This window comes from Streptomyces sp. NPDC037401, from assembly GCF_055602345.1.
On record NZ_JBVJWO010000026.1, the window covers coordinates 16972 to 32653 of the forward strand.

Here is a 15682-nt window from a genome sequence, read left to right on the forward strand (position 1 = left end):
ATGAGCACCCCCCTGATCGGACTGCTGCTCGCCCTGGCCGCGGGCCTGTGCGTCTTCGGCGCGTTCCACGGCCTGCGCATGTACCGCGCCGACACCAAACTCCCCTCCGACCTGGCCCTCGCCCTCGAGATCGGCGCCACCCGCACCACCGCCGTCGGCTCCCTCGTCGACCGCCTGGGCATCCGCTGGGCACCGGCCGTCCTGAACCTGATGGGCCCCAAGCGGGTCGCGAAGAAGCGCAAGCAGATCGACATGGCGGGCAACCCGCACGGCCTCACCCTCGACCGCTACGCCGCCCGCCGCGCGGTCTACGGCTTCCTGGGCGCACTCGGCGCCCTGTCCATGCTGCTGCGCGGCCAACTGGTCCTGGCCGCCCTCATGGTGGCGTTCGGCCTCTTCTGGATCGAGGTCGGCCTCTGGTCCGCGATCCGGGTCCGCCGCGATCACATCGAGCGGACCCTGCCCGACTTCCTCGACGTACTGGCCGTGGTCGTCAGCGCCGGACTCGGCTTCCGGCAGGCCCTGGAGCGGGTCGCGGAGAAGTACGAGGGCCCCTGGGCCGACGAGATCCGGATCACGCTGCGCCAGATGGACATGGGCGTCAGCCGCCGCCAGGCCTTCGACGAGCTGCGCAGGCGCAACGACTCCGAGCAGGTCGCGCAGTTCGTGACCGCCCTCCAGCAGGGCGAGGAGCTGGGCTCCCCGATCGTGGAGACCCTCATCCAGATCGCCGACGACATGCGCCGTACGGACGCACAGAACGCGCGTCGGCGGGCGGCCCGCGCCGTCCCGAAGGCCACCTTCGCGGTCACCACGTTCATGCTGCCGGGCACCCTGATCCTGCTCGTCTGCGGCTTCGTCTACGGCACGAACGTCGACTTCGACTCCTTCACGGCCGGATGAGCGCCGTCGTGGCCCCCGGCTGGCGCGCGGAGGCGAATCAAGCCTCGCCGGCGTTTGAGGCGCGGGGTCTGGGGCGGAGCCCCAGGGGCCCGAGGGGCGCAGCCCCGGCCCTCGCCCTCCAGCTGAACGCCCTCCAAGCCCTGTGCAGACAAGTCTTCGGCTTCCGGATGGCGATGATCGCCCTCGGCACCCCCTTCGCCCTCGGCGGCACGGCGCCGGGCCCGGCGAGCTGGCTGGTCGGCGGGGCGGTGCTGGTCACGTTCATGGGCTCGTACGTCCTCTTCCGCGACTGGGAGCGGTTCGGGCCCTACCTGCTGCGGCACCCGTGGGTGCTGGCCGTGGACATGCTCTTCGGCAGCCTGCTGCTGGTCACCGCCACCGCGGAATCCCCGCTGGGTTTCGTGACGGTGTGCACACCGCTGCTGGCCGGACTCGTCTACGGCTGGCGCGGATCCGCGGTGTACGCGGCGCTGCAGGCCGCCGTGGTCGTCGGCGTACAGGCCCTGGACGCACCGGTCTCGGGACAGGTGGCGGGCCAGGTGTCCGAGGGGAGTTCCGGGGGCCCGGCGGTCGCCCCCCTGATCCTGCCCGCGCTCTGCCTGACGGCGGGCGCGGTCGGGGTGACCCTGCGCAACCTCATGTTCCGCTTCGGCGCGGCCAGCCAGGCGCTCACCGAGACCCGGGCCAGGCTCGCCGTCACCGAGGCCGTGACCGCCGAACGCGAGCGCCTGGCCCGGGAGATGCACGACTCCGTCGCCAAGACCCTGCACGGCCTGGCCCTGGCCGCGGACGGCCTGGCCGCCTCGGCCGCGCACGCCGACGAAGGCCGGAGCGACCCGGACACGGTCAGACAGCAGGCCGAACTGGTCGCCCGCGCGGCCCGCCGGGCCGCCGCCGAGTCCCGGGAGCTGCTCGCCGACCTGCGCCGGGAGGGCGACCTCGGCGCGGACGGCGCCCCGCTGGCGGAGGAGCTGGCCCGGTGCCTGCGCGACTTCACCGACCGCACCGGCCTCCCGGCGGAGCTGCGCCCGGTGGGCACGGCCGCACTTCCCGCCGTCCCGCACGCGGTGGCCCGGCAGCTGCTGACCGTGACGGCGGAAGCCCTGGAGAACGCCCACCGGCACGCCGGCGGAACCCGCGTGGTGGTGGAGGCGGGAGTCGTGGACGACGTACTGAGCATCAGCGTCCTGGACGACGGCTGCGGCCTGCCGCCGGGCACCAGCCTCGAAGAACTGCGCAGGGCCGGTCACTTCGGACTGGTCGGCATGGTCGAGCGGGCCGCCGTCATAGGGGCCCGCATCCGGATCGGCAGGGGCCGGACCGCGACCGGCACCGAGGTCAGACTCGACCTCCCGGTGGCAGCCCTGACCCGAGCCGCCCCCTGTTGATCCAGACGTTCCAGATGATCCGGATGTCCGGACACCCAGACGCACCAGTTGACCTACGGGAGAGAGGAGGCCGTACCCATGCCGGACGACCTGCACTACCCTCCGCCGGCCGCGCCGCCGCCGCCCCTGCGCGTGGTGGTCGCCGACGACAACCCCGTCGTCCGGGCGGGCCTGAGCGCCCTGCTCGGCAGGCGCGAGGACATCGACGTGGTGGCGGAGGCCGCCGACGGCCGCGAGGCCCTGCGGCTGGCCCGGGAGCACCGGCCGGACGTGGTGCTGCTCGACGTCCGGATGCCGGGCGTGGACGGCCTGACCGCGCTGCCGCACTTGGCGCGGATCGCGGCGGTGGTGATGCTGACGTACAGCCGCGAGGACGAGATCGTGCGCGAGGCGCTGCGCCTGGGCGCGGGCGGGTACCTCGTGCACGGCGAGTTCGGCGTCGAGCAGCTGGCGAGCGCCGTCCACGACGTCAAGGCGGGCCGCGCCCACCTCACCCCCTCGGCGGCGACCGCCCTGCTCCACCAGGTCCGGGAGTCGACCCGGGGTCCACTCCCCGGGATTCCGGCGCAAACCCCTTCGCACACGCAACGTCGTATGGCACAGTCTTCTGAGCGGATGCGCAACCACGTGGGGTTCGGGCTGAGTTCGCGGGAGGGAGAGGTCATGGACCTGATCGCATCCGGAATGAGCAACCAGCAGATCGCTGCGGCCTGCTTCATCAGCGAGAAGACCGTGAAGAACCACATCAACCGCATCTTCGCCAAGCTGCACAGCGCGACCCGGAGCGAGGCCATCGCCCTGTGGCTGGGAACGGTCCGCCATGCGTAGGCGCGGACGCGGCCTTTGGGCCCGCGGATGGGCCCAGGGACCCTCGGGGACCCGCCGCGGCCGGGCATACCGTGCCCCGGTCGGCAGCGACACCGGACCCGGAGGGGAATCCCATGCTCAAGGCGACTGTTCGCGTGAACGGCTGGGCCAACACGGCGGTTTCGACGATCCAGCGTCGGTACGCGGCCTCGTCGAAGGACCGGGGGCAGACGGCCTTCGAATACCTGGGGATCATCCTGGTGGTCGTGGCGATCATCGGGGCGATTGTGGCTACGGGGATCGGCGGGGCGATCTCGGCGCGCATCAGCGGGCTGGTCGACTCGATCACCGCTGGCTAGTGCTTGGTCATTTCCAGAGCGATCGAGGGCAGGCTTTCCCCATCTACATGTGGATGGTGGCGAGCCTGCTCTTTGCTGTGATCGTCTTCTTCGCCGTCGGCCAGGCCGGTGATCTGCGGAACGGCGCCCAGGGAGCAGCGGACGCCGCCGCGCTCGGTGCAGCTCAGGAAATGCGGGACACCCCGCCGTGGGACAACCTCGCGGACCTCGTGTGGGAGGACTGGGAGGACATCCTCAACGGCGAGGGGTTCAAGTCGGACGGCGCGTGTGCTGCGGCCCGGGCCTTCGCGGCCGAGAACCGGGCCGAGGTGGAGGAATGCGACCCTTCTGGGCGCGAGGTGTGGGTCACGGTCCAGGGAACGCGTACGGCGTCCAACCCTGCCGTGCCGGGGCTCAGCTCCGCCGGAGCGACGGCGACGGCCAGTATCGAGCCTCGCTGCAAGCTGGGACCCAAACCCGATGATCCGCCGCCCCCCGGTGACGATGAGGAGCCGGAAGAGCCGGACGACACCCCGCAGCCCATCGAGATCGACTGCGACGGCAGGATCCTGCACTTCGACCCGCTCAACCCCGATCCGTGGCGGGATCTCGCGCGCACTCTCTTCACCGTGCAACTGGTCGACTGACAACGAGACAAGGAAACGCACAGATGAGCATTCGGTCCACTACGAAGGCCCGACAGGGAGTGGCCGCGGTCGCCATGGCGGCTGCGTTGGCCCTCGCCGTGACCGGCTGCGGTGGCGAGGATGGCAAGCAGCCGGAGGGCAAGGCGCCCGTGTCTGCTCCGACGAAGAGCCAGCCGACGAACGATCCTTCCCCTGATGGCGGTCAGGACGAGCCGAAGGTCACCCTCGCCGAAGTGAAGGGCGACGGTGGTGTGGTTTTCGCGATCAACGAAGCGAGGCGGGACGGAGGTGGCTTCGTGACTGTGGGCGGGATCATCAGGAACGACGGCGAAGTCGCACGCAACACCGCCGCGTGGGCGGGCAGCGAACCGGGGGTGTCGCGGCGGAGTCCCAATTCCGTAGCGGGCGCGACCCTGGTCGACGAGGCGGGGAAGAAGCGCTACTACGTTCTGCGCGATACGGATGGTCGCTGCCTGTGCAGCACCGGGTTGGTCGCCCTGCAGCCCGGAAAGGAGATTGGCGTGTTCATGCAGTTCCCGGCCCCTCCTGAGGGCGTTGAAGAGGTCCTGTTCAGCCTCCCCACCTTCGCCACCGCCACCATCAAGATCTCCGGGTGACGCCATGACCCCGACACCACCCCCCCACCGCCTGGCCGTCACCACCCTCGCCGCCGTCGTGCTCATCACCGGTGCCAACATCCTCGGCGCGACCGCCGCGCGGGCCGATGAGACGCCCGGGGCCGTGCCGCCCGGGACCGAGCCGTCCGCGTCCGCGCCCGTGCCCATCGACTCCAACTCGCCCGGACTCAAGCTGCCCCAGGGCGCGACCCTCGCGCCCGCCAAGGTCCTCGACATCGCGCAGGTCGTCGAGGACCTCGGGGGCGAGGAGCGGCGGCAGGACACCAACGAGACCGTGATGCTCGCGCTCCAGGCGGAGGTGCTGTTCCCCAAGAACAGCGCCGTCCTCAACGCGCAGGCCAACGCCCGCATCCGGGCCATCGCCGCCGAGATCAACAACGCGAAGGCGACCCGGGTCCGCGTGTTCGGGTTCACCGACAACCTCGGTACGTACGAGCACGGCAAGGTGCTGTCCAAGCAGCGGGCCGACGCCGTGCAGCGGGAGCTCGCTAAGGGGCTCGATCCCGGGATCACCTTCGACATCCGCGGGTACAGCGAGGACTACCCCATCGCCGACAACGGCACCGAGGAAGGCCGCAAGAAGAACCGCCGCGTAGAGATCTCCTTCCCGCGCGGGGCACAGTAGGCGCGGCGCGTTGAGGAAGGTCCTCGTTCGCCTGGCGGCGGCGCTGGCGGCCGCGGTGGCCGTGTTCGCCTCGCTGGCCGCCAACGCCGCGGCCTCGCACGACCGCTGGCCCGGGTTCTGGACGCCGTACGGCAGGATCCCTGGCACTGGGTCGGCGGGCTGTGCGGCGCGGCCGTGCTGATCGCCGTCGCTGCCGTACTGCTGTCCGATGGCCCGGGGGCGGTCGCCGGGGATCCGCCGCCGCCCCCGCGGGTGCCCGTACCGGACTGGGTGGTCGACCGCAGCGCGGGGCGCGGGGCGGTTGCCGCGGTGTGCGGTCGGCGCGGGCGCGGGCACGGGCAGGCGGTCGGGATCACCACCGCGCTGGAGGGTGCGGGCGGGTTCGGGAAGACCACGCCGGCGGCGTCCGTGTGTGCGCATCCGCGGGTGCGGAGGCATTTCAAGGGCCGGGTGTACACGATCACGATCGGTCGGGACGTACGCGGCCGGTCGGCGATCGCGGCGAAGGCGACGGAGGCGACGGCCTTCATCGCCGGCGACACGACGGCCTACGACGACCCCGACCGCGATGGCGGCCACCTTGGGCGGCTGCTCGACGAGCGCCCGCGCACGCTGATCGTGCTGGACGACGTGTGGGAGGCCTAGGGGATGACGAGCAGCTTGCCGGTGGTACGCCGAGCCTCCAGATCGCGGTGAGCCTGGGCGACCTCGGCGAGCGGGTAGCGGGCCGTCACGGTGGTCTCAAGCGCCTTGGTGCGCACCAATTCAAGCACGTCGGCGGCGCGCCGGAGCAGCTCGGACCGATCGGCGATGAAGTGGTCGAGGCTTGGCCGGATCAGGGTCAGCGAACCGCCCTGGGCGAGCCGGATGGGGTCGAAGGGCGGCACTGCACCACTCGCGGCGCCGAAGAGCACCAGGTGGCCGCGGGTTCGCAGGCTGGCGAGGCTCGCATCGAAGGTGTCCTTGCCGACGCCGTCGAAGACGACAGGCAGGCCCTGGCCGCCATGGAGCCGCTTCACCTCGGCCGCGAGATCGTCCACTGCAGAGTAGAGGATCACCTCGGCGGCCCCGGCGCGCCGCGCCAGCTGGGCCTTCTCCGGTGTCGAGGTTGTGCCGATCACTCTGCCGCCGAGATGGGTGATGAGCTGGGTCAGCACAAGCCCCATGCCGCCGGCAGCAGCGTGCACGAGCACCGTGTCGCCTGGCTGGACCGGGTAGGCGTCCTTGACGAGGTAGTGCGCCGTCATGCCCTGCAGCAGCACGGCGGCGGCGGCCTCGAAGTCGACGCCGTCGGGCAGGGGCACGAGCCGGGAGGAGTCCACGACGGCCTGCTCGGCATAGGTGCCGGGAATCTCCACCCAGCCGACCCGGTCTCCCACAGCGACGTGGGTGACGCCGGGTCCAACCTCGAGGACCGTGCCCGCGCCCTCAGTGCCCGGGGTGAAGGGCAGTGGGAGGGTGTACCGGCCCTGGCGGTGGTACACGTCGAGGAAGTTGACGCCGGACGCGGCGACCTCCACGACCGCCTGGCCCGGGCCCGGCGTCGGTTGATCAATGTCGACCAGTCGCAGCACCTCGGGACCGCCCACTTCGGAAACCTGAATCGCTCGCATGACCCCTCCTGAAACGGCTAACTTCCCTCACCAACTCCGGTCGTGGCGCTCCGATTCCCGCTCGCGGTGAGGTGTCGTAGCCGTCTCGTGCCCACGTGGGAGAAGGGTGCCACCGACGGAATGGGCCTGCCCGGGTGACGAAACGCGGTCGACGGTCGGCCGGGCATCACGGCTCTGCCTGCGCTCGCACCGCAGCCGGCTCCCGTTGGCGGCCATCACCCGGGATCGCGGACACAGCTGCTCGGGATCGACGCCTGGCGGAAGCCACGTTCCTGCAGGTCAGTCAATTCCGTCGGTGGCCCTTGTTCATGCACATTGATCCGTGCAGGTCCACGCGTCCGGGCGGCGCGCGGGGCGACTTCCTCCACCGCCGCCCACAGCGCGGCCACGTCCAGGTCCGCCTCCTGCTCCTCGAACAGCACCTTCGCCGCCCGCGCGAGCACCCGTGACGCCTTCTCCAACTGCGGCAGCGTCGACAGCCGCTCCTTCTCCGTCTTGCGCTTCGCCGTGTTCAGCAGGCGGGTGGCCATCAGGACCTGGAACAGGACCTGGAACAGGTCCAGGGCCTCATCGATTGCCTTCGCCTCCAGGTGCCGCATCACCGCGGTGGGCATCGCCGTGCGCTTCGGTTCCGCCGCCCGCTCCAGCAGCGGCGCCTTCGACCCCAGCGCGTACCGGGCCAGCGCAGCAGGACCCGGTGACGGCGCAGCCAGCCCACCGCGTGGTCGAAAAGCGCCTTCGGGCCCTCAGCGTGCGTCCATGCCCGCCCGTGCAGGAACGCACGGAACCGCCGGCCCCCCTCAGCCCTCGTAGGGGTGGTAGCCGTAGGAGTCCCGGATCTCCCACGCGTGGTCGTACAGCGTCCGGCGCCGCTCGGTGTACCGCTTGACCACCGACGGGTCCTCGATGCCGAGCTGCACGGCCAGGTGCTCGATCACTGGCCACGGCACCGCGAGCGGGTCCTCCAGCAACAGGCCGACGTACCGCACCGTGCACATCTGGAGCGCGAACCCGAGGCCGGCTACCTGCTCGACCACCTCGTGGAACACCTGCTCGCCGCGGGGAGGCCACACAAGGCCGAGGAGGTCGCCGGGGACATCCGCTGGGTGGAGAACCGGCTGCACCAGCGAGGCCCGTCGGCGCCCTGGTCCGACCTGGCCCGGATCCCCACGGCGACCGCTGCCGCCCGGGCCCGCGACCTCACCCGCGCCGCCCACCTGCTCGCCCCGGCCGACCCGGCCGCCCTGCGCACGAACGTCCTGTACGACCGACTCGGTCAACTGCCGCTCCGGCAGGCCCAGATGGAGGCGAGGCAGGCCGGGTCCGAGATGCGCCCGCTGTTCGTCGGCCGCTGCCCGCTGCCCGACCTGCCGGACCGGGCGTTCCTCCGCAAGTTTACGGATTTCCACGATCCGGTACGCGGGTTGGCCGCGACTCCGGACGGCAGGCATCTGGCGGCCGTCGACTCGGACGGCCAGGTCCGGGTATGGGAACCGGTGTCCGGGAGGTGCGTGAACCGCCTGGACACCGGAGACGCTCCCGTGGGGGCCGCCGCGTTCGCCGCGGACGGCGACCGGCTCGTCCTCAGCGCGGGCCGCTCGCTGATCCCTTGGCACCTTGACCCGCGAACTCCCGGTCGCCCCGTGCCGGTTCACGAGAAACTTCCCCCCCCGGGCGACCGGCCCGACGCGCTCCGGCGGCCCAGACTCCTCCAGCGGACCGGCCATGCCACGCGGGTGACCGCCGTGGTGTTCGCGCCGGACGGCTCGTGGTTCGCCACGGCCGGAGCCGACGGAACCGTACGCATGTGGGGCCGCACCGGAGCGCCGCGTGGGGTTCTGTACGCTCACGACGGCTGGGTCAAGGCGCTCGCGGTCGCTCCCGACGGGAGCTGGCTCGCGAGCGGCGGGGACGACCGCACCGTGCGGCTGTGGGAGCCGCCGTCCCGGCGCAGGCCGCACCGGCCGAGCTGTTCGACCGGCTGTCGTCGGTGGCGTTCTCACCTGACGGACTGAGTCTGGTCACGGTGGCCCACGGGCATCGGCCACAGGTATGGGACACGGCGGCGGGCACTGCCCGACTGGTCCTGGAGGGAAGCCGGCCGTCGTCCGGGACCGCCCTCTTCGCGCCGGACGGCAGGTGGGTCGCGGTCGCGGACGACGACCACGAGGTCCGGCTGTGGAACGCGGCGACGGGCGTCCGCGAGGCGTCCTTCACGGGCCGTACGTCGTCCGTCACCTCGCTGGCGGTCGCCCCGGACGGCTCCTGGCTGGCGAGCGCGAGTTTCGATACGACGGTACGGCTGTGGGACGTGGCGACCGGCTTCGGCGCGGGACTCCTGCAGGACGACGCACCCGTCTTCGCGGTGGCGGCCTCGCCGGACGGCTCATGGCTGGCGACGGGGGCTGACCTGCCGTACGCATCTGGGACCGGGCGCGCCTGACCCGTACGGGCGTGCTGCTCGGCCACAGCTCCTCGGTCCACGCCGTGGCGGTCGCGCCCGACGGGACCTGGCTGGCCGGCGGGAGTGGTGACCGGTCGGTCCGGCTGTGGGACGTCGAGTCGAGGGAATGCACGGCCGTACTCACTGGCCACACCGGCATGGTCTGGTCCGTCGCAGTCTCCCCGGACGGCCTGTGGATCGCCTCCGCGAGCGAGGACGGCTCGGTACGGATGTGGGACCGGGCCCGTGGTCGCACCGCGGCCCTCGTACGCACCGAGGGGTCGCTGGTGTCCTGCGCCTGGTCCCCCGACGGCCGGAGTCTGGCCGTGGGCGGCCACCGGGACTGTACTTCTACGACTTCCGGCCGTGATCTTCGTGAGAGGATCCGATCGCGCCGTGGCGCGCGTCCCGACCGTGGAGGGTGAACGACCCATGTACGCGATATCCCTGGGCGACGACGGCGCCGAGCTGCGCCCCCTCGAACCCCGGCACGCCGAGGAGTTCCTCGCCCACGTCGACCGGGGCCGGGAGTTCATCGGGCAGCACAACGGCCTGCCCGACGTGGTCACCGACGTCGAGTCGAGCCGGGCGCTCCTCCAGGCGTACGCGAAGAAGACCGAGAGCGACACCGGTCGGATCTGCGGGATCTGGGCGGACGGCACGCTGGTCGGCGCGGTCATCCTCCGCACCATGGACGTGGCCGGCGGCAACGCCGAGGCGGGCTGCTGGCTGGAGCCGGCCGGCGTGGGCCGCGGCCTCGTGACCCGCGCCGTACGCGTACTGATCGACTGGGCCGTCCGGGAGCGCGGCATCCACCGGGTCGAGTGGTGGGTCTCGTCCGGGAACGCCCCGAGCATCGCCGTGGCCCGCCGCCTGGGCATGACGAAGGAAGTGGTGCTGCGGCAGAGCTACCTGTACCGGGGCGAGCGCCACGACGAGGAGATCTGGGCGGTTCTCGCCCCGCAGTGGCTCACAACAGGTGATCGGCTTCCCCGGCCTTGATGGCCCGGATGAGGTGCCGGAGGGCTTCGGCGGAGTCGGTGAGGTACGCGTCCTCCTGCCCGGCGACGGCGATGTAGCTGTTGCCGTCGCCGTCGACCCCGATGCGGTAGCAGTTGTTTCCCTCGCCGCAGTAGGCGTCTTCCCAGGTGATGGCTGCCATGGAGGCTCCTCAGAGTTGGCGGGCAAGGGTACGGATGAAGTCCCGGGTCGCGCTCTCGGGTAGGGCGTGGTCGGCCATCCAGGCCAAGTGTGCTTCGTACTTGGCGAGCTGTGTCTCGGCGTGGGTGAATTCCGGCCCGTGCGCGGAGTCGAGCTGAACGGTGTCGAGGGCGGAGACCGGGCCTTCCGCGTAGAGCATCGCGTGACCTGCCCCAGGGAAGGCGCCCGCCTCGAAGGGCAGTACGCGCACGGTGATGTTCTCCCGTTCTGACTGCTCGCACAGGTGCTCCAATTGCTCCCGGGCAGCTCTGCGGCCGCCGAACTGCATGCGCAGGGCGGCTTCGTGGATGAACCCCGTGTACGTGCGGGGTTGGCCTGCGTCCAGGATCAGCTGGCGCTGAGTGCGGTGCGTCACGCGAAGCTCCACCTCCGAGGCCGGGAGCGCGGGCAGCACCGAGCGGAACACGGCACGGGCGTAGCTGCTCAGCTGGAGCAGGCCCGGAACGTGGCTTGTCTGCACGGTCCACAGCCGGGTGGCGTGCCACTCCAGCTCGGCGATGTCGTTCAGTCCCGCCGGAAGCACCCCGCGGTACTGCTCCCACCAGCCGCGCTCGGCAGGGAAGGCCAAGGCGACAAGGCTGTCTGTGTAGGACTGGTCCGCCCACTCGCAGTGCGCGGCCAAGGACCGCAGCCGCTGCTCGCTGACGGCTCTTGCGCCCTGCTCAATGGCGGAAAGCTGCGAGCGGCTGACCCCGAGGAGGCCGGCCGCGGACTCGGCGGAGATGTCTGCCGCAACGCGCATCTTGCGCAACTCCGAGCCCACGCGCCGCTGCCGTTGCGTGGGAGAGGTCCTGGCTGTCATGCGTGCAGTCTGGCGGTTCCGCTGGCGACTTGGCGACGAAGGGTGAATTTCCCGAGCGGAGGGGCTCAATTACGCCCGACTGCTCTACCGTAGGTAATGCACCGCTCACGCATGGGAGTTGAAGTGCATCGCCGCTGCATGCCTCGCGCCAGCGGCGACGAGCCACGCTCCCACCCGCCCGCGTCAGCCACTCGTGCGCGCCGAACTCACTGCGCTGTCAGCGACCATGACCACGTACGAGGAGTCCGCGATGCTCAGCACCAGCCACCTTCCGCTCACCGCACACCCCGCGTCCGTACCCGACCCGGACGGGCTGGCGTGCAGCCTGACCCTGCCGGGGGAGCCGTACGCGGGGCAGATCGCCCGTAGCGCCGTCCGATCCGCCCTTCACGCCCGCGGGCTGGACCCGCTCGTGCCCGCCGCCGTGCAGGTGACCGGCGAAATGGTGGCCGCAGCCTGCAAGTTGAGTCCGGGCGAAGCCGTCTACCTGTCCGTGCGCTACCGCGACGACGCGCTCCGGCTGAGCGTGTACGACGGCCACGGCGGGCCCCCAAGCCACCCGCTGGCAGCCGCGTTCGAGGCGCGTCGGCGCGCCGCGCTGCGATTCCTCGGCTGCGTCGTGCGCGAGTGCGGCGGCGTCTGGGGGTACGGGGAGTCAAGGGAGCCCGGCGGCGGTACGCGGACCTGGGTGAGTCTTCCCCGTACGGGCGCCGCCGCCTACTGACCGCCGCTAGCCTCCTGCCAGGGGGTGCGCATGCGCGGCACGTGGACACTGGTGACGGGCTGCCTGGCGGCTGCGCTGACCGCGGTGGTGGCCGTGCTCGCCTCCCTGGCCGCCAACGCCGCCACCGGTGACAAGCAGTGGCCGTACCACCTGGACGCGATCCGTCAGGACCCGTGGCCGTGGGTCCGCGGCCTGGGTGGCGCCGCCGTGCTGCTCGCCGTCGTCGCCGTACTGCTCGCCCGCGAGCCGGTCGCCGCAGGCGATGCGCCTCCGTCGCCCCCGCCCGTCCCCGACTGGGTGATCGGGCGCGCGGAGGGACGCCGGGCCGTCGCCGCCGTACGCGCGCGCCGGCGGCGCGGCCGGGCCGTGGGGATCACGACCTCGCTCCAAGGCGCCGGCGGCTTCGGGAAGACCACGCTCGCCACGGTCGTCCGTGCCGATCCGAGGGTGCGCCGGCACTTCCGGGGGCGGGTGTACATGTTCACCATCGGCCGGGACGTGCGCAGCCGCGCCGACATCGCGGCCAAGGTCGCGGAGGTGACCGCCTTCATCACCGGGGACACCCGGACGTTCGAGGACCCCGACAGCGCCGGCGATCACCTGGGGCGGCTGCTGGACGGGCGGCCCCGCACCCTGCTGGTCCTGGACGACGTATGGGAACGCGAGCAGCTCGACCCCTTCCTGCGCGGCGGGAAGACGTGCGTGCGGCTCGTCACCACGCGCGTTCCCGGGATCCTCCCGGAGGGCACCGCGCGGGTGCCCGTGGACGAGATGCTGCCCGAGCAGGCGCACGAGGTCCTGACCTGGGGGCTGCCCGAGCTGCCGAGGAACACCGTGGAGGGCCTGCTCAAGGCCACCGGCCGCTGGGCCCTGCTGCTGCGGGTCACCAACCGGCTCATCGCCCGCAGGGTGGCGACCGGCGCGGACGCCGCGGCCGCTGCCGCCCACGTGCTGGAGCAGCTGCGGCAGGGCGGGCCGGCCGTGGGGGAGGGGCCGGCGCAGCCGCTCGACCTGGACGACCCGGCCCGCCGGGCCCGGGCCGTACGGGCCACGGTCGAGGCGGCCAGGTCCCGCCTGCCGGACGGCGGCCCGCGACGGCTCGCCGAACTGGCCGTGTTCGCGGAGGACGAGGCGATCCCCGTGCCGCTGATCGCCCGGCTGTGGGAGGCGACCGGAGGGCTCGCGGAAGCCGGGACGCGCGACCTGTGCGCCGAGCTGGACCGGCTCTCGCTCGTGACCGTCAGGCCGGACGGCGGCGGCCGGGTCACCCTCCACGACGTGCTGCGGGACTACCTGCGCGAGGAGCTCGGCGACGCCGAACTGGCCCGGCTGCACGGCGTACTGGTGGACGAGGGGCTTCCGGAGCCGTGGTGGGAGCTGACCGAAGACGACGGCTACCTGCTCGACCACCTCGTCGAACACCTCGTCGGCGCCGGGAGGCAGGAGCGCGCCGAGGAGATCGCCGGGGACCTCCGCTGGGTCGAGATGCGGCTGCACCAGCGCGGGCCCGCCGCCCCCGCGGCCGACCTGGCCCGCATCCCCACGGCCACGGCCGCCATTCTGGCCCGCGACCTCACCCGAGCCGGCCACCTCCTCACCCCGGCAGGCCCGCCCCGTACGCTCACCGGCATCCTGCACAACAGGCTCGGGTCGCTCCCGCACTGGGACGCCCAGACGAGCGCCCGCCAGGCCGACCCCGCCCTGCGGCCGTTCCTCACCAACCGCTGGCCGCTGCCCGACCTGCCGGACCCGGCTCTGCTGCGCACGATCTCGGGTCACCGAGGTCGGGTGGAGAGTGTGGTGATCGCCCCCGACGGCAGCTGGCTGGCGACGGCCGAGGCGTTCGGCAGCGTCCAGCGATGGGATCCGCAGACCGGGAGCCGACTCGCGAGGCTGGGCACCGGCCGCCTGGAGGCGACTGCCCTGGCGGTCTCACCGGACGGGCGCCTGCTGCTCGCGGAACACGGCAACTCGCTCGCCTTCTACGACGTCGGGACAGGCACCGTCCTGGGCAACGTCCGGCACACTTCGCCGAAGTGCGCCGCGTTCGCGCCGGACGGCACGTGGTTCGTCACCGCGGGCCACGGGGCGTCGGTGAGACGGTGGGACACGGCTTCCCGCACCTGCACGCACGACTTCCGCGGCCACGCCGGGAAGGTGAACGCGGTTGCGGTGGCTCCGGACGCCGGCTGGTTCGCCACGGCCGGAAGCGACGGGACCGTCCGCCTGTGGAACCCGGCATCCGGGGAATGCACCATCCTGCGCGGTCACCGGGACCCGGTCCTGACCGTCGCCGCCGCGCCCGACGGGACCTGGCTGGTGAGCGCCGACCAGGCGGGCCGCGTCTGGGAGTGGGACATCGCCTCCCGGGTGGGCACCGGATTCGGCGCCCACCTCGGCGCGGTGAACGCGGTGGCCGTGGCACCCGACGGCCGCTGGTACGCGACCGCCGGAGCAGACCGTACGGTGCGGCTGCACGACGTGGGATCGGACTCCGGCGGAACGACCCTCACCGGGCACGCGGACGAGGTCCACGCGCTGGCGATCGCCCCGGGTGGCGACTGGCTTGCCAGCGCGGGCGCTGACCACACCGTGCGGCTCTGGGAGACGGGCACCCGCACCGCGCAGCCGCCCGCGCACCGCCACGGGCAGGTGTCGTCGCTTGCCGTGTCGCCCGACGGGAGACGGCTGGCCACGGCCGGCGGGGATTTCGGACTGCTCGTGTGGGACCTGGATACCGGGGTCGTCGCGGACACACCCTCCGACCCCTGGACCGTTGCGAGCCTGGTGGCCTGGGTGCCGGACGGCAGCCGTGTCGTCACCGTGGAGCGCCGGACGGCCGTCAGCGTGTGGGACGCGGCCCTCGGGTCCCGCACGGCCAGGCTCGGCGACGACTCGGAGGACGTCACAGGGCTCGCGATCGCCCCGGACGGCAGCACGGTGGCCACCGCCACCGGACAGAGGGTGCGGCTGCGGGATCTCGCCACCGGCGCGCTACGGGCGGACCTCGCCACTCGCTCGACAGCTTGGGCCCTTGCCTTCGCACCCGACGGCACCTGGCTGGCAGCCGGCGGGAGCGGCGCGCTCCCGATCACGGACTATCCGGAGGGCGTGGTCCGGATCTGGGACCCGGTGCGGGGCGCGGTCACCTCCACGCTGTCCGCCGACGATGGTCCGGTGAACGCCGTCGCGGTGGCGCCGGACGGGAGCTGGCTCGCCTCGGCGGGCGGCTACTTGGGCCGGCTGCGGATCTGGGACACCCTCACCTGGACGTGCGTGGCGGTGCTGGAAGGGCACGAGGGCTCCGTGACCACCCTGGCGATCACGCCCTGCGGCCGGTGGATCGCCTCCGGCGGCGAGGACGGCGCCGTCCGCGTGTGGGAGCGCACCAGCCTGCGGACCGTCACCGCCGTCCGTACCGAAGGCGCCGTGCGCGCCTGCGCCTGGACCCCCGACGGCCGCAGCCTCGCGGTGGGCGGCGACCGAGGCGTGTGCGTCTACGACTTCCATCCCTGAACGGCTCCGTCCGCAGG

18 protein-coding genes and 1 pseudogene are annotated in these 15682 nt (G+C 72.5%); 15 read left to right on the forward strand and 4 right to left on the reverse strand.

Annotation, left to right across the window (positions count from 1 at the left end; genetic code table 11):
* The first annotated feature begins 15 nt into the window (after positions 1-15).
* From ACZ7H1_RS25435 to ACZ7H1_RS25475, 9 genes are all read left to right on the forward strand, one after another.
* Positions 16-903 (forward strand): DUF5936 domain-containing protein, encoded by an 888-nt coding sequence (locus ACZ7H1_RS25435; protein WP_470790127.1) that lies wholly within the window; start codon positions 16-18, stop codon positions 901-903.
* Entirely contained in the window at positions 900-2291 is a 1392-nt protein-coding gene (locus ACZ7H1_RS25440) for a sensor histidine kinase (protein WP_470789971.1), read from the forward strand. Before ACZ7H1_RS25435 ends, ACZ7H1_RS25440 begins: the two co-directional genes overlap by 4 nt.
* Before the next feature lie 78 nt (positions 2292-2369).
* Positions 2370-3119 (forward strand): response regulator, encoded by a 750-nt coding sequence (locus ACZ7H1_RS25445; protein WP_470789973.1) that lies wholly within the window; start codon positions 2370-2372, stop codon positions 3117-3119.
* A 113-nt stretch (positions 3120-3232) separates the two neighbouring features.
* Positions 3233-3457 carry a hypothetical protein gene (locus ACZ7H1_RS25450; RefSeq protein WP_470789974.1) on the forward strand — a complete coding sequence of 75 codons (225 nt, stop codon included), beginning with the start codon at positions 3233-3235 and terminating at the stop codon, positions 3455-3457.
* On the forward strand, positions 3457-4083 hold the full coding sequence (locus ACZ7H1_RS25455; protein WP_470789976.1) for a pilus assembly protein TadG-related protein: 627 nt from the start codon (positions 3457-3459) through the stop codon (positions 4081-4083). The genes ACZ7H1_RS25450 and ACZ7H1_RS25455 overlap by 1 nt, the downstream gene beginning before the upstream one ends.
* Positions 4084-4106: 23 nt before the next feature.
* Positions 4107-4700 carry a hypothetical protein gene (locus ACZ7H1_RS25460; RefSeq protein WP_470789978.1) on the forward strand — a complete coding sequence of 198 codons (594 nt, stop codon included), beginning with the start codon at positions 4107-4109 and terminating at the stop codon, positions 4698-4700.
* Positions 4701-4704: 4 nt separating this feature from the next.
* Complete coding sequence (locus tag ACZ7H1_RS25465; protein WP_470789980.1) at positions 4705-5346, forward strand: OmpA family protein; 642 nt, start codon at positions 4705-4707, stop codon at positions 5344-5346.
* 10 nt (positions 5347-5356) lie between these two features.
* Positions 5357-5527 (forward strand): hypothetical protein, encoded by a 171-nt coding sequence (locus ACZ7H1_RS25470; protein ID WP_470789982.1) that lies wholly within the window; start codon positions 5357-5359, stop codon positions 5525-5527.
* The gene (locus ACZ7H1_RS25475) at positions 5521-5991 is read left to right on the forward strand and encodes an NB-ARC domain-containing protein (protein WP_470789984.1); all 471 of its coding nucleotides are present in this window, start codon (positions 5521-5523) and stop codon (positions 5989-5991) included. The genes ACZ7H1_RS25470 and ACZ7H1_RS25475 overlap by 7 nt, the downstream gene beginning before the upstream one ends.
* On the opposite strand, the gene ACZ7H1_RS25480 is transcribed toward ACZ7H1_RS25475, so the two are convergent.
* Together ACZ7H1_RS25480 and ACZ7H1_RS25485 are read right to left on the reverse strand one after the other, a co-directional pair.
* Complete coding sequence (locus ACZ7H1_RS25480) at positions 5988-6959, reverse strand: quinone oxidoreductase family protein (protein ID WP_470789985.1); 972 nt, start codon at positions 6957-6959, stop codon at positions 5988-5990. The genes ACZ7H1_RS25475 and ACZ7H1_RS25480 overlap by 4 nt on opposite strands.
* A 341-nt stretch (positions 6960-7300) precedes the next feature.
* Positions 7301-7975, reverse strand: a pseudogene (locus ACZ7H1_RS25485) (DUF4158 domain-containing protein); the annotation flags it as partial.
* Positions 7976-7999: 24 nt separating this feature from the next.
* On the opposite strand from ACZ7H1_RS25485, the gene ACZ7H1_RS25490 reads away from it, so the two are divergent.
* Genes ACZ7H1_RS25490 through ACZ7H1_RS25505 form a run of 4 tightly spaced genes read left to right on the forward strand, consistent with a single transcriptional unit; the run spans position 8000 to position 10404 of the window.
* Positions 8000-8974: a WD40 repeat domain-containing protein gene (locus ACZ7H1_RS25490; RefSeq protein ID WP_470789987.1), complete on the forward strand. Its 975-nt coding sequence runs from the start codon at positions 8000-8002 to the stop codon at positions 8972-8974.
* A gap of 11 nt (positions 8975-8985) precedes the next feature.
* Positions 8986-9402, forward strand: coding sequence for a WD40 repeat domain-containing protein (locus ACZ7H1_RS25495; protein WP_470789988.1), 417 nt, complete (start codon positions 8986-8988; stop codon positions 9400-9402).
* Between the two features lie 11 nt (positions 9403-9413).
* Complete coding sequence (locus ACZ7H1_RS25500; protein ID WP_470789990.1) at positions 9414-9827, forward strand: WD40 repeat domain-containing protein; 414 nt, start codon at positions 9414-9416, stop codon at positions 9825-9827.
* A 7-nt stretch (positions 9828-9834) separates the two neighbouring features.
* Positions 9835-10404 carry a GNAT family N-acetyltransferase gene (locus ACZ7H1_RS25505; protein ID WP_470789992.1) on the forward strand — a complete coding sequence of 190 codons (570 nt, stop codon included), beginning with the start codon at positions 9835-9837 and terminating at the stop codon, positions 10402-10404.
* On the opposite strand, the gene ACZ7H1_RS25510 is transcribed toward ACZ7H1_RS25505, so the two are convergent.
* Both ACZ7H1_RS25510 and ACZ7H1_RS25515 read right to left on the reverse strand, forming a co-directional pair.
* Positions 10373-10564 (reverse strand): hypothetical protein, encoded by a 192-nt coding sequence (locus ACZ7H1_RS25510; protein WP_470789993.1) that lies wholly within the window; start codon positions 10562-10564, stop codon positions 10373-10375. The two genes, ACZ7H1_RS25505 and ACZ7H1_RS25510, sit on opposite strands and share 32 nt — an antisense overlap.
* Positions 10565-10573: 9 nt before the next feature.
* The gene (locus ACZ7H1_RS25515; protein ID WP_470789995.1) at positions 10574-11425 is read right to left on the reverse strand and encodes a helix-turn-helix domain-containing protein; all 852 of its coding nucleotides are present in this window, start codon (positions 11423-11425) and stop codon (positions 10574-10576) included.
* 226 nt (positions 11426-11651) lie between these two features.
* Here ACZ7H1_RS25515 and ACZ7H1_RS25520 point away from each other — a divergent pair, with 226 nt between their 5' ends.
* Together ACZ7H1_RS25520 and ACZ7H1_RS25525 are read left to right on the forward strand one after the other, a co-directional pair.
* Positions 11652-12149, forward strand: a complete 498-nt coding sequence (locus tag ACZ7H1_RS25520; protein ID WP_470789997.1) for an ATP-binding protein — start codon at positions 11652-11654, stop codon at positions 12147-12149.
* A gap of 30 nt (positions 12150-12179) precedes the next feature.
* Positions 12180-15665 (forward strand): NB-ARC domain-containing protein, encoded by a 3486-nt coding sequence (locus ACZ7H1_RS25525; protein ID WP_470789999.1) that lies wholly within the window; start codon positions 12180-12182, stop codon positions 15663-15665.
* The last annotated feature ends 17 nt before the right edge of the window (positions 15666-15682 follow it).

Coding starts and splice junctions, on each gene's coding strand:
- ACZ7H1_RS25510 (WP_470789993.1), bottom strand. CDS start 10,564: ATGGCAGCCATCACCTGGGAAGACGCCTACTGCGGCGAGGGAAACAAC.
- ACZ7H1_RS25460 (WP_470789978.1), top strand. CDS start 4,107: ATGAGCATTCGGTCCACTACGAAGGCCCGACAGGGAGTGGCCGCGGTC.
- ACZ7H1_RS25480 (WP_470789985.1), bottom strand. CDS start 6,959: ATGCGAGCGATTCAGGTTTCCGAAGTGGGCGGTCCCGAGGTGCTGCGA.
- ACZ7H1_RS25515 (WP_470789995.1), bottom strand. CDS start 11,425: ATGACAGCCAGGACCTCTCCCACGCAACGGCAGCGGCGCGTGGGCTCG.
- ACZ7H1_RS25465 (WP_470789980.1), top strand. CDS start 4,705: ATGACCCCGACACCACCCCCCCACCGCCTGGCCGTCACCACCCTCGCC.
- ACZ7H1_RS25520 (WP_470789997.1), top strand. CDS start 11,652: ATGACCACGTACGAGGAGTCCGCGATGCTCAGCACCAGCCACCTTCCG.
- ACZ7H1_RS25450 (WP_470789974.1), top strand. CDS start 3,233: ATGCTCAAGGCGACTGTTCGCGTGAACGGCTGGGCCAACACGGCGGTT.
- ACZ7H1_RS25445 (WP_470789973.1), top strand. CDS start 2,370: ATGCCGGACGACCTGCACTACCCTCCGCCGGCCGCGCCGCCGCCGCCC.
- ACZ7H1_RS25440 (WP_470789971.1), top strand. CDS start 900: ATGAGCGCCGTCGTGGCCCCCGGCTGGCGCGCGGAGGCGAATCAAGCC.
- ACZ7H1_RS25505 (WP_470789992.1), top strand. CDS start 9,835: ATGTACGCGATATCCCTGGGCGACGACGGCGCCGAGCTGCGCCCCCTC.
- ACZ7H1_RS25525 (WP_470789999.1), top strand. CDS start 12,180: ATGCGCGGCACGTGGACACTGGTGACGGGCTGCCTGGCGGCTGCGCTG.